This is a genomic window from Wolbachia endosymbiont (group A) of Portevinia maculata (genome assembly GCF_964028525.1).
Taxonomy (GTDB): Bacteria; Pseudomonadota; Alphaproteobacteria; order Rickettsiales; family Anaplasmataceae; genus Wolbachia.
In genome coordinates this window covers 453,048-467,273 of the sequence record NZ_OZ034786.1, presented here as the reverse complement: position 1 = coordinate 467,273, position 14,226 = coordinate 453,048, and the positions used below count along the sequence as shown (strand labels likewise).

The 14,226-nt window shown below is 36.3% G+C and carries 13 protein-coding genes and 1 pseudogene; 9 read left to right on the top strand and 5 right to left on the bottom strand.

Features of this window, described 5'->3' with window-relative positions; translation table 11 throughout:
- Nucleotides 1–154: 154 nt before the first annotated feature.
- The 4 genes from ABWU36_RS02375 to ABWU36_RS02360 all read right to left on the bottom strand — a co-directional run bounded on the left by ABWU36_RS02375 (nt 155) and on the right by ABWU36_RS02360 (nt 3,134).
- Nucleotides 155–1,243 (bottom strand): Fic family protein, encoded by a 1,089-nt coding sequence (locus ABWU36_RS02375; protein WP_353272953.1) that lies wholly within the window; start codon nt 1,241–1,243, stop codon nt 155–157.
- Between the two features lie 227 nt (nt 1,244–1,470).
- Nucleotides 1,471–1,824 carry a DUF4143 domain-containing protein gene (locus ABWU36_RS02370; RefSeq protein WP_265016809.1) on the bottom strand — a complete coding sequence of 118 codons (354 nt, stop codon included), beginning with the start codon at nt 1,822–1,824 and terminating at the stop codon, nt 1,471–1,473.
- Nucleotides 1,825–2,681: 857 nt separating this feature from the next.
- Nucleotides 2,682–2,900, bottom strand: coding sequence for a type II toxin-antitoxin system RelE family toxin (locus ABWU36_RS02365; protein ID WP_253309132.1), 219 nt, complete (start codon nt 2,898–2,900; stop codon nt 2,682–2,684).
- A 15-nt stretch (nt 2,901–2,915) separates the two neighbouring features.
- Nucleotides 2,916–3,134 (bottom strand): hypothetical protein, encoded by a 219-nt coding sequence (locus ABWU36_RS02360; protein WP_253309133.1) that lies wholly within the window; start codon nt 3,132–3,134, stop codon nt 2,916–2,918.
- A gap of 150 nt (nt 3,135–3,284) precedes the next feature.
- On the opposite strand from ABWU36_RS02360, the gene ABWU36_RS02355 reads away from it, so the two are divergent.
- The 8 genes and pseudogenes from ABWU36_RS02355 to ABWU36_RS02320 form a co-directional block, all read left to right on the top strand.
- Nucleotides 3,285–3,749 (top strand): hypothetical protein, encoded by a 465-nt coding sequence (locus tag ABWU36_RS02355; protein WP_253309134.1) that lies wholly within the window; start codon nt 3,285–3,287, stop codon nt 3,747–3,749.
- Nucleotides 3,750–3,854: 105 nt separating this feature from the next.
- Nucleotides 3,855–5,789: a tRNA uridine-5-carboxymethylaminomethyl(34) synthesis enzyme MnmG gene (gene mnmG / locus ABWU36_RS02350; protein WP_353272952.1), complete on the top strand. Its 1,935-nt coding sequence runs from the start codon at nt 3,855–3,857 to the stop codon at nt 5,787–5,789.
- 5 nt (nt 5,790–5,794) lie between these two features.
- Nucleotides 5,795–7,462 (top strand): aminopeptidase P family protein, encoded by a 1,668-nt coding sequence (locus tag ABWU36_RS02345; RefSeq protein WP_253309136.1) that lies wholly within the window; start codon nt 5,795–5,797, stop codon nt 7,460–7,462.
- Nucleotides 7,463–7,581: 119 nt separating this feature from the next.
- The gene (locus tag ABWU36_RS02340; RefSeq protein ID WP_096641498.1) at nt 7,582–7,947 is read left to right on the top strand and encodes a hypothetical protein; all 366 of its coding nucleotides are present in this window, start codon (nt 7,582–7,584) and stop codon (nt 7,945–7,947) included.
- A gap of 620 nt (nt 7,948–8,567) precedes the next feature.
- Nucleotides 8,568–8,765, top strand: a complete 198-nt coding sequence (locus ABWU36_RS02335) for a transposase (protein WP_264688017.1) — start codon at nt 8,568–8,570, stop codon at nt 8,763–8,765.
- A gap of 3 nt (nt 8,766–8,768) precedes the next feature.
- Complete coding sequence (locus ABWU36_RS02330; RefSeq protein WP_253307195.1) at nt 8,769–9,002, top strand: DDE-type integrase/transposase/recombinase; 234 nt, start codon at nt 8,769–8,771, stop codon at nt 9,000–9,002.
- A complete protein-coding gene (locus ABWU36_RS02325) occupies nt 8,999–9,133 on the top strand; it encodes an IS3 family transposase (protein ID WP_353272951.1) in 135 nt (44 codons plus the stop codon). Before ABWU36_RS02330 ends, ABWU36_RS02325 begins: the two co-directional genes overlap by 4 nt.
- 43 nt (nt 9,134–9,176) lie before the next feature.
- A pseudogene (locus tag ABWU36_RS02320) lies at nt 9,177–9,329 on the top strand (transposase); the annotation flags it as partial.
- A gap of 252 nt (nt 9,330–9,581) precedes the next feature.
- Here the strand turns inward: ABWU36_RS02320 and ABWU36_RS02315 are convergent.
- A complete protein-coding gene (locus ABWU36_RS02315) occupies nt 9,582–10,778 on the bottom strand; it encodes a hypothetical protein (protein WP_253309138.1) in 1,197 nt (398 codons plus the stop codon).
- A gap of 1,389 nt (nt 10,779–12,167) precedes the next feature.
- On the opposite strand from ABWU36_RS02315, the gene ABWU36_RS02310 reads away from it, so the two are divergent.
- On the top strand, nt 12,168–13,961 hold the full coding sequence (locus tag ABWU36_RS02310; protein ID WP_253309139.1) for a reverse transcriptase/maturase family protein: 1,794 nt from the start codon (nt 12,168–12,170) through the stop codon (nt 13,959–13,961).
- Nucleotides 13,962–14,226 lie beyond the last annotated feature (265 nt).

Here is a 14,226-nt window from a genome sequence, read left to right as displayed (position 1 = left end):
CGTGTCTGCTTAAGAAAGTTCACAGAAATACTGTACATTTTTAATAAAATCACTCTGAAGCGTGCTTGATTTCAATACCCCATTCTGCTAGTACTCATGTCCTACTTGCCTTGAGTGCGTGCTTTTAACCCGAATTCTAGATTAGAAACAGTTTTTAGTTTGAAATCAAATCCTCATATTGCTTGCTAAGCTTGTATTTTCTTCCTCTGTTGGAAAAGTCTACAACCTCAATAAATCCCATTTCTACCCACTTTTTACAAAGCTGAGCACTGGTGCGAGGCTTAAAATTAAATAATTTGCCTACTTGACTAGCTGTAATCATGGAAAATTCCCCAAAGAGCTCAAGAGCCCTACGCTGTTTAGGATCAAGTTTACGTATAAGATCAGTCTGGTCAGTTCTGTGCCCTTCCTCGTTTATACGCTGTAAAACATTCTCAAATGCAATTGCCACACCTTCCACAAAATAATCTATCCACTTGGTAATATCTGCTTCAGCTCTTCCCATGTAATAGTTGTGCGATGGACCTATACTGATTGCTTCATAATACGCTCCTAGATTCTTGGCATAATATTCTTCCAATGAATAAAGTCCTTTTAGGTCATATCCACCAAGGTGTAAAATTAATGTAGTCAACAATCTTGCAGTACGACCATTACCGTCATAGTAAGGGTGAATTGTTACAAATTGATAATGCGCAATACCTGCAATAATTGGGCAAGGCACTTGCTCACTGTCACGAATCCAATCAATCATACTGCTCATGAGCTTTGGTACATCCTTTGCTTCAGGTGGCATATAAATTATTGCACGTGTACGGCTATCACGAATAACGTTTTGACCATCACGATAAGGTGTTGGTTTTATTTTAGATTTTCCACTTGCTATTACTAGAGCATGCAGTGTTTGAACAGCTTTCTCAGTAATGGGTATTCTCCTTGCTGCCCATTGTTCAATTCGAGTTAAGGCTGCATAATATCCTTTAACCTCATTTTCATCTCTCTTATACCTCGGAAAGTGACCTTTATGCTTTAAAATCTCTTCAATCTGTTTAGGCTCAAGTCGATTTCCTTCAATCATAGTAGAATAGTGTGTCGTATAGAGCCTTGCAGTTTCACAAAGAGATGAAAGCATTGATACAGTGAGTGGTAAATGTAACACTTTTTCCTTTGCTGCCTCAATTCTTATAAGGCAGCTAGCGATTTTGGAGGTAATTGTATAATTTGGTGTAAATTTTATCGGCATAATATCTGCATTACATTACTTCTATATTATGCTGATAAAATGCAGATAATGCAACATTTGCAAATCTAAATACTGTAGATTACTTTCTGGATAGTTGATCTATTTCATTTATTGGCACAAGTTTAACTTTTGCGTGTCTGCTGACCTGTATAACCCCTTAGCTGTTTGAGAGAGTTCACAGAAATACTGTACATTTTAAAAAAAATCACTCTGAAGCGTGCTTAATTTCAATAGCATCCACCCCATTCTGCTAATAAATCTATTTCGTGTCCCGTTCGGTCACGCCAAAAGTATAGATTGGCAGGTAATCCCTGATTGAGGCGCTTCTTGAAAATCTCCAAAACAATCAAATTTTCAAACAGAGCTCCTTTAAGGTAGTACTCCTTTTCAAGGCCAACAAGCAAGTCATAGAAGTATAACTTTGGCATCTTGATTAAACGCTTGTTGAAACTTTGGTGAAATGGTTGAAGAAAAAATATTAGGTAACTAGCTTCCAAAATATTCAGCCACTGCTGCATAGTTGTATGAGAAGTGCCACAATCTTGAGTAAGAGATAAGCTACTCGACCTAAGGTTTGCAATGTTTTTAAGTTGTCGAACGTCTCGCTCAATGTAGATAACTAGCCAGTGGATGCATGTTAAGGCCAGGACTTAAAAATAAATGTTTGTAGGCATCAGATAAACTGAAATGCCTATGCGCCCTGAAAGAGATATAGGGAAAATTTTGAGACCCTGTTAGTACACTTTGCAGGTTCTTAAAGATATCTCAGGATCAAAAATTGCGCCCTTTAGCTAGAAATGCCCTATGAAAACGAGATTCTTCTAAAGATACGTACATGTTTTGTAATAGTTGTTTTACCAGACTCTGTAATGTCCAAAGCAGTTAGAAAATCTTTCTAAAACTGGGGTTATAGAACGTAAATACATAAATTGAATTTTATAGTTTCAATATGCAAGAATACTATAAAAGGTTAAAGATGGCAACACTTACACGAACATTTGCTCGCTGAACTTTCTACAAAAACATAGTTGATTGGAATTAAGTCGATAAACAACTCAACGTCCATCGACCCTGAGCCCTCCTTCCTGATCCATTCTCTACCTTAAACCGGAGGCTCCTCAAACTCTAAATCTTGTTTTCGTCGCCTCTCCCCTAATTATATACTATATTATATATAAAATATAATATAGTATATAATTTATAGGGGGGGTAGCCAAAAAAATGAGTTATTTTTGAGCTGAGCAAAGCCACCTAAGGTAGAGAATGGATCAGGAAGGAGGGCTGTATAATATATATAATCTTTATGATTTTCTGTATAATTTACTTATGTAACTTGATAAAAAAGGAGGGTAAAATTTATTGAAAAATATATTTATTGATTATCTTCAAAGCCTTCTCGTAAATGGTGTCTCTATGTCCTATTGCAACGATAGTTACTTCATATTTCACAGTGTTTACATGATATATAATACGGAACTCTTAGTCTTCTAAACCCTTTAAAGCTATAGTGTAAAGGCTCACCAAGATTCACTGGATCGACCGTAAGCCGTTCCTGTATTGCTTTATTTACTCTTGATTCTATTGTTACCGGTAAAGCTGGAAGATCTTTTTCAGTAACATTCTTTAAAAATTTAATTTTGTAATGCTTTATTTCCACTTGGCGTCTTTATGATCAACATCTCCACTTAACGTCTTCGTAATCAACTGTTTCTGCACTTTCAATATCATATTGATCAGCAACCACAGATAATAAAAAGTCATCCATTTCAAGTTCAATTGCTTCTCCGAGTAGTTTCTCTGCTAATTCTTGAGCAGGCTGCTTAGTAAGTTCAGATAACTTAGTAAGATTCTGCAAAATTTCTTTACTGAGAGCTATGTTAGCGTTTGCCATATGTTTTACCAAAATCTACTACTGTAATAATTATACAACATTTTTCTAAATTTTTCAATAAAGAAAGGAAGTAGGGCTGTATAGAAATACATTTTGTTTTTATAGAATATCTTCTATAATTTCTGTATGTAATAGTTTTTAGGTATGACTATGAATGAAGACAAAGAGCATTTAATATTTGTGATTGGAGCATCATTAGTAGGCCCTGCAATAGGGGCACTTACAGGTTTGGGATTAAGTGTCACAGCTTTTTCACCTTTAGCCATAGGTGGAATTGTTGGTTCTATAATTCCAGCAGCGGCTATATTTTTTTTTGCAGGATGTTTGCTGTGCAAATCTGATGGAATAGATTCTAAAAGAGGTTGTACAGTTTTCAGTATTGCAGCACCCATAAGCGCTGCAATTGGAGTTGGTCTTGCTGCAGCTGCAACTGCTATTTCTCCTGGTATAATGCTTGGAGCCGGATCTGCAGTTTTAGCAGGTGCAACAATAGGAGCAATAGCAGTAATAGCGCCAATTGCAGGGTTCCTTATAGCTGACAAAGTGAACGATTATATTATCTCTCCTATAGTTGAGCACTTTTCTTCAAAAGGGAAGGAAGAAAGTTTAAGCTAATCAAGTAAGGTTTCTGTTATTCCAGTGTGTAACATTGGAATAACAAGATTTGACATTAACCGTTGATAATCGGAATATTAGTAGAGTAGAATTACTCAAAAAAGCATGCATAAATATGACGTAGTAGTAGTAGGTGGTGGTCATGCAGGGTGCGAAGCTGCTGCTGCGGCAGCTCGCCTTGGTGCAAACACGCTGCTTATAACTCATAAAATTTCAACTATAGGAGAAATGTCCTGCAATCCAGCAATTGGAGGAGTTGCAAAGGGTGTTGTAGTCAGGGAAGTTGACGCTCTTGATGGAATAATGGGAAGAGCAATCGATCAAGCAAGCATACACTCAGTCATTTTAAATAGCAGCAGAGGTGCAGCAGTATGGGGACCACGTGCACAGGCAGACCGAAAATTATATAAGCAGGCAATACAGGAAATTATTCTAAATTATAACAATTTGACGGTAAAAGAAGAGTCAGTTGACAATTTTCTTATAGAAAGTAATGGCAATGGAGAACCGTGCATTAAAGCTGTAATGATAAGCTCAGGTGAACGTATATCAACAAGTAAAGTCGTTCTAACTACAGGGACTTTTCTGCGGGGTGTGATTCATATAGGAGAGCAAACAACTCCTTCAGGAAGAATGGGAGATAAGTCTGCAGTAGAACTTGCAAATACGTTGAAGAAGTATGATTTTAGATTAGGTAGACTGCGTACCGGAACTCCACCAAGGCTTGATCGTAATACTATAAACTGGTCAATATTGCAAGAACAAGTGGGTGATAACCCACCTGTGCCGTTTTCTTATCTCACAGAAAAAATTAACCAACCTCAGGTATCATGCTTTATTACCCATACTAATGAAAATACGCATAAAATAATTAGAGAAAATCTTCATAGGTCAGCTTCTTCGTATTTGGATGACATTGTTGCACCAAGATACTGCCCATCCATTGAAGTTAAAGTTAATAAATTTGCAGAAAAAAGTAGTCACCAAATATTTTTAGAACCAGAAGAGCTGGATGATGATACTGTATACCCAAACGGAATTTCAAATTCATTGCCTGTTGAAGTGCAAAATGAAATGATAAAGAGTATCAAAGGACTTGAAAACGCAGAAATATTGAGGTCTGGATATGCAGTTGAGTATGACTATATTGATCCACGAGAACTAAGCCATACTCTTGAAACTAAGAAAATTAAAGGTCTATATTTTGCTGGCCAAATTAATGGCACCACTGGATATGAAGAAGCAGCAGGGCAAGGAATTATCGCCGGAATTAATGCAGCACTCTCTGCATCTGAAAAAAAAGAAAGCTTTGTTCTTCACCGCACAGATTCATATATCGGTGTAATGATAGATGATTTGGTCACCAAAGGGGTGATCGAGCCTTACAGATTATTTACCTCACGTGCAGAATATAGGCTAGCTATCAGGTCAGACAATGCGGATAGAAGATTAACACAAAAAGGTTATGATATTTCCCTTGTGTCGCATGAGAGATACTCTGTTTTACAGAATAAACTTGAATCCATTAAGCAGCTTGAAGAGAAGTTAGGGAGTCTGACGATTACTCCTGAGCAGCTTAGATCTTATGGTATTAAAATATCTTATGATGGGATAAGAAAAACGGCATTAGATTTACTTAGCTATCCAAACATCGACTGGAATAAATTACAAGAAATATGGCCGGAGTTAAGCAGCGTCACGCGCTGGAATGACAAAATGGGACACACCAAAGCGGATAATAGAGCTAAGAATGAAATATGCGAAGCAGTTGAAATTGAAGCAAAATACAAACCTTATCTAATAAGACAAGAAGCAGATATGAAGTTTTTACGAGAGGAAATTAACACTCAAATTCCAATTGATTTTAACTATTCACAAGTTAAAGGCCTGTCAAGTGAAGTAATAGAAAAGTTGGAGACGATAAAACCAGCGACGATTGGCATTGCAAAGCAAATACAAGGCATCACTCCCGCAGCGATAGTGAGCATATTAGTGTACCTTAGGAATAAGAAAACGAAAGTAGCTGCTAGTTTTGCGTGAGGTATATGTCAAAAATCGAAGAATTTCGTTCTTTTATGTGTGAAACAAATGTTGACGCATTTATGTTGCATACTAAAGATGAATATTTAAATGAGTATTCAGAGGAGCTAACAAAGCTGTGTGGCTTTACAGGAACAAATGGGCTACTTATCGTTACAAAAGACAACAAGTGCCCATTTTTTACGGATGGACGCTATATCACACAAGCTCGCAATCAGCTCGATCGGGGCAATTTTCAAGTATATAATATACAAGAAGAGGATCCACGCGAATGGGTAAAAGCAAACTTAACATTGACCACCTCACTAGGTTACTATTTGCAATATTTTACCATAGAAGATATAAGAAAGTATGAGAATATCTGTAAATTAATACCCTGTTTAGCTGGAAAAAAAAGTGACTATCGAAAACAAGCAGTGGTTTTACATTCTATTAAATATGCTGGTGAAAGTAGCAAGAATAAATGTGAAAAAGTCGCTAAAAGCATAGATAAAGAAGCTGAAGCAGTGCTTTTAACTGATCCAAATTCAATTTCATGGCTATTAAATTTAAGAAATGAAAATGCCAAATATACTCCATGTATATTGGGCCGTGCTATATTGTATAAAAGCGGTAATGTTGATTTGTTTATTCAAGATAAAGAACATTCAACTATAGAAGCAAATTTAGGCAATCATATAAATATTTTTGATATTAGTGAGCTAGAAAATTCGCTGCACAGGCTAAATTCAATAGTTATAGATCCAAACACAACTCCAATGAGTATCATGGCTGTAATAAAAGATAAACAGGTAGCTGAAAGAGAAGATCCTTGTCTAATTTATAAAGCAGTAAAAAACCAAACTGAAATAGCTGGGGCTATAAATGCGCATATCAGAGATGGAGTGGCAGTTACAAACTTTCTACATTGGCTTGAAAGTAATGTTGGTACAGAACTTGAAGCTGAAGAAAAGATTTTAGAATACAGAAAAGAACAGAATTTGTTTAAGCAACCAAGTTTTCCAACAATTTCCGCATTTAATGAAAATGGTGCAATAATTCACTATCGTGCAAGCAGTAAGACGAATAAGGTAATTCAGAAAAGTGGACTATATTTGATTGACTCTGGTGGCCAATACCTTAATGGCACAACTGATGTGACAAGAACTGTAGTGGTTGGTAATCCGACTAGTGAGCAAATAACCCACTATACAATAGTATTGAAAGCTCACATTGCTGTAGCAAGTGTCATCTTTCCTTCTGGCACTACTGGTGGAGAATTGGATATATTGGCACGTACGCATTTATGGAAATTTGGAATGGAGTATATGCATGGTACAGGGCATGGAGTAGGAAGTTACCTATCAGTACATGAAGGACCACAAGCAATATCAAAGGGCAATAAAGTGAAACTCACGCCAGGAATGATACTTTCCAACGAACCTGGTTATTACATTCCGGGAGAGTATGGAATAAGAATTGAAAATCTGATGTATGTCGACAGACAAGAAAATAGCTTTTTACATTTCAAACAACTGACCTTCATTCCATATGATAGAAGGCTAATAGATGTGCAAATGCTTACTAAAGATGAAATTGAATGGATAAATAGCTATCATCAATTTGTCTATGAAAACTTAGAAAATAGCGTAAAAGATAAGGAATGGTTAAAGAAGGTATGTGACCATTTGTAAGCAAAGGAGCATTTTTTATTGTTTAAAAAGTATTAATGCAATTGTGATAGGTATTTTGTATTGTTTTTAATTTAAAAACGATATATAATAAAGAATACGTATTTTAAGGTAGACATATTATGATAGACAAAGGACAAGAAGATGAATTTATGAAGCAGTATATGGATACTTGCAAAGAGCAAATAGAAAAATTAGCCAAGGATCCTGAATTGCTTAATCAGACTTTAAAACCATTTATGCAAATGTCCCAGCAGCTTATGGCTGGCGGTATGTTAGAAGGGGCTATGCCTGGCATGGTACCTGATTTGGGTAGTATGGATGTTAACAAGATGATTGCTCAGATGAAGGAAATGATTGACTACATAAGAGGTAACTATAAGGAACTAATGAAAGAACATAGCTCGCAGATTCAAGAGCTTGATGAATCCAGTAAAAAGCTAAGAGGCTTAGTTAAAAAATTGATAGAAAAGATCGAAAGTAAATAAACAATATCTAACGCAAGTCTCTTCTGTCATTCTATGCACAGCTGCATAAGTGTCTAGTGACCTTACCCAGAAAAAGTAGAGAGAAAGTTAAGACGTTTTTGGAGTAAAATAAAACGTTTTTTCAAAATATGGCAAATAGAAGCAGCAGGATTCAAATTAGAAGCTGTTAAGCTGGTTAAAGAAACAGAAGTAAAAAAATAGCAAAAGATCTAGGCATAGATGGCAGTATGTTAAGTAAATGGGTAAGAAAATATGATGGAAAAATGTCAGAAGCATACGCATTTCCAGACAAAGGCTCCTTATGACAAAGAAAGATTTGATCTAAAAAAAGAACTAGCAAGAGTAACAAGAGAAAGAGACATTTAAAAAAAAGCCCTGACCAAACAAAAAGAGTAAAGTATTCTTTTATATAGAAATTGCTATAAAATACAGGAACTATGTAGGGTTTTAGACATATCTGCTGGTGGTTATTATAAATGGGTTGCTAAGGGAAAAAGCAGTAAGGAATTAGCAAGAGATGGGCTTCTAGCAGATATTCAAAAAAAGCATCCAAATGCAGATCCCTAAAATTCACGCTGAATTAAAAGCTTTAGGCAAAAATTAAAACAGTACAAAGTGTTATGCAGAAAAATGGTATTCGGGCTATATTGAGAAGAAAATTTAAAACTAAGAAGCAACAAACGGACAATAGAGTCGTAGCTCTCAATATATTAGACCAAAACTTTATTGTCGATCAACCAAATAAAATATGGGATTACTTATATAAAAACCAAAGAAGGATGACTATATTTGGCAGGATCTATATTCACGCATGGTAGTTAATGAGCAGTTCAATAAATAAACAATTGGTTGTTGACTCTTTATTGATGGCCGTTAATAAGCGCAAACCCGATAAAAATCTGCTGTTACATAGCGATCAAGGGTCACAGTATACCTCTCAAAATTACCAATTTCTATTGAATACAAAAAACATCATTTCCAGCATGAGCCATAAGGGATGTTGTTACGATAACTCTGTTGCAGAAAAGTTCACTCAAAAGGGAGCTGCTTATTGATACTTCTCGCTCAACAAACCAGAACTGCCATATTTGAATACATAGAAATCTTTTATAACAAACAACGTAGGCATTCTACTATTAATTATTGCATTCCTGCACAATTTATTCTCATGACAAAAACGTCTTAATTTTCTCTCCACTTTTTCTGGGTAAGGTCAGTCTGAAAGAACGAGAAAATTAATAGAAAGTGTTGGATGTAAAGTTTTATTTTTGCCGCCATACTCGCCTGATTTAAATCCAATTGAGAAGTTCTGGTTTGCCATCAAGCATGCCATAAAAAAAAGCGCTGCCAAGCTTTTGGCCCGATATCAATTCGGCTATTGATTTTGTTTTTCAGCACTCGGGGAAACCTTACTTAGGTTAGCTATATACAGCATATTTATAAGTATAATAAGATTATATTAAAATTTACTTACTTATTAATATGCTTGATTAGATATAAGTAAAATGTCATATGGGATGGCTTTGTTAGCTGCTTTAGGTGGTGATAAATGGATAGTCAAGCAAAATTACATTTGTAACTTTACTTGACTTGTCCGTTTTTTTATATCTTTATTACAATCATAACCTCTAGCCCTAAATTACACCTCTTGCTGTATTAGATGGACGTAGAACAGGACCCAATTTTGTGTTTAGTTGTTCTGGAAGACTTTCTAAAAGATCCATAACTAGTTTTGGCTGCTCAGGCTCAGCAGAATCAAGATTACTGCTTGGTTGTGAATCTTTCGGTTGCACGGTAGAGCAAGCTTCTTCGTATGATGGTGGTTGTTGTACTTCTGAAAGATTTGGGTACAATCTTGGCTGCTTAGGTCCATCGTATGGTGGTGCCGAAGGTTTTTTACCATAATCGCCTACTTCTGTTTCTTCTTGTTCTAATTTCTTCACATCTTCAGTATTAGTTGCTTTATCTACATATTTTGGTCCTTCTATAAAGTCTTGCATTTCTTTTGCAAAACTATGCTCTAGATAACAACTTGCTAAGTAAGCTACACCTGCTATTATAAGCGTTAATGCCATAACAATGAAAGGTGAAACTGCTATATACCTAAAAACCGTTACTTCATGCATACTCATATGAGTGGGTGGGTTAATGGCTATTATTATTGGGAGAAAGAAGAATACAGAAGTAAGCATTAATATTATAGCAGTGATACCTAAACATCCTAATGCTACTTCTTTTAATAATCCTCCGTTTTTCTTTTTATTATTAAGGCTTTGATATATTTCATGAATGTTAGTGTTGTTAGTATAGTCTTCTAGTTCTTTTGAAATCTCAGCCTTTAATTCTTTAACCTCATTTTCTAGTATAGAATAGTATTTTTGCTTCAATTGATCACTCAATACTGATTTACCGTCACTAAGAACATTTAAAATGTCTTGTTTGCATACCTCAATTTTTTTAGAAATTTTAGAATTGTTTTGTAGCTCCGCTTCTTGTATATCTTGATCCATTTTGGCCTGTAATTTTTTACTGATCTCATCAAAATCTTTAGATAAATTCCTGTGAACAAGGTATTTTAATATAATAGGTAAAGCTAGTGCATTTCCTCTATAAAGTGAAGATAAAAGCTGCAAAGCGAAAGAATTAGGTATTGCTTCTCTTGGTAGAGTTAAAGTTTCATTGTATCCATGTTCGATAACTAACTTTACTGAAGGTTCTTTGAACCTTTTTCTATCATCTATATGAAATACCCCTTTAGCAAAGAAGTTTTCTAATTTCTCAAAAGGACAACAGTTTTTCTCTAATTTTACTTTTATAATACTGCTTAACATTGCAACCTCACTAATTATTTTATGCACGCAGTTTAACACTATTTTAATTATTTGTCAAAAGAGTGTAATTATTAACTATAATATTTAATTAATAAGGCTTTGTTTTTTTTAATAAGAAGCAATCTAAGATAGACGGCTGCTATAGCTAAAGTGGCTTAGGTTTACCGATAATTTGAAAAACAACAAATTCGTCATCCCGCTACTCGTTAGCGGAATCTATCCTTGGCGGTATGACGTAGGAAAACCTTTCTTGGGTTAGGTGTGCCGTAGAGACACAAAGAATGTTCAAGTAAGAGCAAACTAAGTGCAAAAGCTACGCAATAGATGAGGGTGGGCCCCTCGGAGCCGGTTTACAAGAGCAGGCTTCAAACAACTATAAGCTGCTTTGGCAAGGTAGTGAGCGTTATGGAAAAGGCACAATTATATGTCATGTAAGGAATGGAGAGATGAACGAAAGTGAACCACTGATGAAGTGTCGAAACCTTTTAAATGACGTCAAAACCAGGGGTCTAACTTAACCTGGGATAAATCTATCGGGAGCTTGTTTACCGGATAGGTGGCGTCCGGCATAGAGGTGGCGTGAATCTATTTTGGGCTATTGCGTGGAACTGCGGGAACCTGTCGTTTCGATGATAAGGGAGAAATCCAAGGAGCTAAACTCCAAGGGTGAGAGTACCGATGCGAAAAACAGGGGCGCGTAGTAGTGAAGAAGTCTCTGTAATGGAAATGGAGCGAAGGGATTTAGTTTTAATTGTTTTGTCAACCAGAAATGGGATGAGCAATTGATTAAAACAGAGTCCTTGATTATGCTATAATTAGTAGCAAGGGCCGAATAATGGGAGCTGTGTGAGTCGAGAGGGTGCGCCGTGGTACGCATTAAGAAATACTTAGCAGAGCTAAGCGGGGTTCAGAATAAATGGCCTCGAGGTGAACAACTAACTTTAACCCGAAAGGGAAGGAGGACAAGAGCATGTATGTAAAGCGAGAGTTATCTGAAGATGTGTAAGATAACGGCTTGCAACACCTGATCAATATGGTTAAAGCTAAACTGCTTGAATTCTAATCTTCAGGGGTGGGACTTCACATCCATGGGTATCGCATTTAAAACCCCATGTCTACGGTAAGCACAGATTAAACTTTCGTTTGTGTGACATTCTGGCTGTAGAACGATAAGTAGTGAACTTATTTAAGAGGATGAATGGAAAACCTAAGTTGATCTAGAACAGTTCTTAGTGACGGAACATGGGATGACCTAAGGAACGCGAGTTCTATGGTTACGGAGTCATCGTAGTAGTCGTGAAAGTAACGAATCACCGGGGAGCGTGGGAAAGCCACATACAGGGCAAAGGGTGACAGATAATTGAATGTTGAAATTGGGAGGTACGCAAGATGCGGAAAGCTGAAACAATACTTAACATTATACGTGAACGTGGACAAAGAAATTTGCCGGTTAAAAACGTATATCGCCTACTTTATCAGCGTGATCTTTACCTTCGAGCGTATGGCAAACTTTGTCGTAATAAAGGTGCTATGACAGAAGGTGTGACAACTGAAACAGTTGATGGTATGTCTTTGGAGAAAATCGATAAAATCATAGAGGATTTACGCTATGAGCGATATCGGTGGACACCAGTAAAACGTATCTATATTTTAAAGAAGAGTGGTAAACGCAGGCCGTTAGGATTGCCAACATGGTCAAATAAGTTACTTCAAGAAGTAATCCGATTAATATTGGAAGCCTACTATGAGCCTAAATTTAGTGAATGTTCACATGGATTTCGACCAAAGCGTGGATGCCACACTGCATTAAGAGCAGTAATGCAAAAAGGCAGAGGTACAAAATGGTTTATAGAGGGAGATCTCAGTGCATGTTATGACTCAATTGATCATACTATGTTGTTGAAAATACTGAGTGAAAGCTTCCAAGATAACCGTTTTATTCAGCTAATCAATCGACTGCTAAAAGCAGGATATATGGAAAATTGGAAGTACAATAAGAGTCATAGTGGGGTACCACAAGGTTCTATTATTGGTCCAATTTTGAGTAACATATTACTCGATCGGTTAGATAAACATGTGGAACATATACTAATACCAGCAAATAACCGAGGTAAGCGAAGAAAGACAAATCCAAAATATTTAAGGTTAACCATGCAAGTATCGATGATGAGAAAACAAGGGAACTGGGATCAAGCAAAACAACTGCGTCAATTAGTGCAGGGTATGCCATCTAAGGATTCTTGTGATCTAAATTATCGACGTCTTTGGTATGTTAGGTATGCTGATGATATTCTGGTAGGGTTTGCAGGACCAAAAAATGAAGCTGAACAAATTAAAAATGAGATTGCTAAATTCCTCAATGAGGAGCTCAAACTTATGCTTAATGAAGATAAAACGCTTATTACACACGCGTGTGATAGCAAAGCCAATTTTTTAGGTTATAAAATACACGTCTTGCATGCAGATGATAAACATGATCATCGGACACAACGATGTATTAACGGTAGTATTGGGTTACGTGTACCACATCATATAAAGCAGAAAAAGTGTTCTGAATATATGCGTTGTGGAAAGCCTATACATTTACCTCAACGTACACTTGATACAGCTTACAGTATTGTTGCTCAGTATCAAACTGAATATCGAGGAATTGTACAATATTACAAAATGGCCTACAACCTTCACACACTAAGTTATTTGAAGTATGTGATGGAAGTATCATTAGTAAAGACTTTAGCATCTAAATACAAAACAACTTGCAGGAAAATTTATAGAAAATTTGGTGCAATGATTGAAAACGACGAAGGTGAAAAACGAAAAGTCATCCAAGTCAGAGTAGATCGTTTACCATCAAAGATACCATTAATTACACACTTTGGTGCTGTGTCACTAAAATGGAATAAATGGGTAAGTATAAGTGATAACCTTATACCAATATGGAATAAGCGTAGTGAAATAGAGCAAAGACTATTGGCACAAACTTGTGAATTATGTAAATCACAAGAGCAGATTGAAGTACATCACGTACGTAAACTTGCTGATTTGCTAGGTAAACGTAATACTGAGCTACCGAAATGGAAAAAGAGAATGATTGAACGACAGAGGAAGACTCTTGTTGTTTGTCATGAATGCCATAAGAAAATCCAATATGGAAAATATGATGGTGACTCCTTAAAACGTTAGATTATTGGAGAGCCACGTGATACGGAAACGATCATGCGTGGTTCGGAGAGGGGTTGTTGGAAAAGTACTTAACAAGTAACTCGCTGGCTGCCCACTCTACTTCATGCACAGTTCTGTGAGAGGCTGGCGGGGAAGGTCCGCCGGTCTACTCTCCCTATAGAAACTCTCATCGCTGCCTTTTTGTTAACAGTGGTATTAGACTTCAAGTTACTGCAAAAAATGTTTTAAAACATAATTGACTTTATCTAGTTAATACTCCAAATTA

What these genes read in the sequence shown, in the direction of transcription:
- ABWU36_RS02375 (WP_353272953.1), bottom strand. Translation starts at nt 1,243, where the DNA reads ATGCCGATAAAATTTACACCAAATTATACAATTACCTCCAAAATCGCT.
- ABWU36_RS02360 (WP_253309133.1), bottom strand. Translation starts at nt 3,134, where the DNA reads ATGGCAAACGCTAACATAGCTCTCAGTAAAGAAATTTTGCAGAATCTT.
- ABWU36_RS02355 (WP_253309134.1), top strand. Translation starts at nt 3,285, where the DNA reads ATGAATGAAGACAAAGAGCATTTAATATTTGTGATTGGAGCATCATTA.
- mnmG (WP_353272952.1), top strand. Translation starts at nt 3,855, where the DNA reads ATGCATAAATATGACGTAGTAGTAGTAGGTGGTGGTCATGCAGGGTGC.
- ABWU36_RS02345 (WP_253309136.1), top strand. Translation starts at nt 5,795, where the DNA reads ATGTCAAAAATCGAAGAATTTCGTTCTTTTATGTGTGAAACAAATGTT.
- ABWU36_RS02340 (WP_096641498.1), top strand. Translation starts at nt 7,582, where the DNA reads ATGATAGACAAAGGACAAGAAGATGAATTTATGAAGCAGTATATGGAT.
- ABWU36_RS02335 (WP_264688017.1), top strand. Translation starts at nt 8,568, where the DNA reads ATGCAGAAAAATGGTATTCGGGCTATATTGAGAAGAAAATTTAAAACT.
- ABWU36_RS02330 (WP_253307195.1), top strand. Translation starts at nt 8,769, where the DNA reads ATGAGCAGTTCAATAAATAAACAATTGGTTGTTGACTCTTTATTGATG.
- ABWU36_RS02315 (WP_253309138.1), bottom strand. Translation starts at nt 10,778, where the DNA reads ATGTTAAGCAGTATTATAAAAGTAAAATTAGAGAAAAACTGTTGTCCT.
- ABWU36_RS02310 (WP_253309139.1), top strand. Translation starts at nt 12,168, where the DNA reads ATGCGGAAAGCTGAAACAATACTTAACATTATACGTGAACGTGGACAA.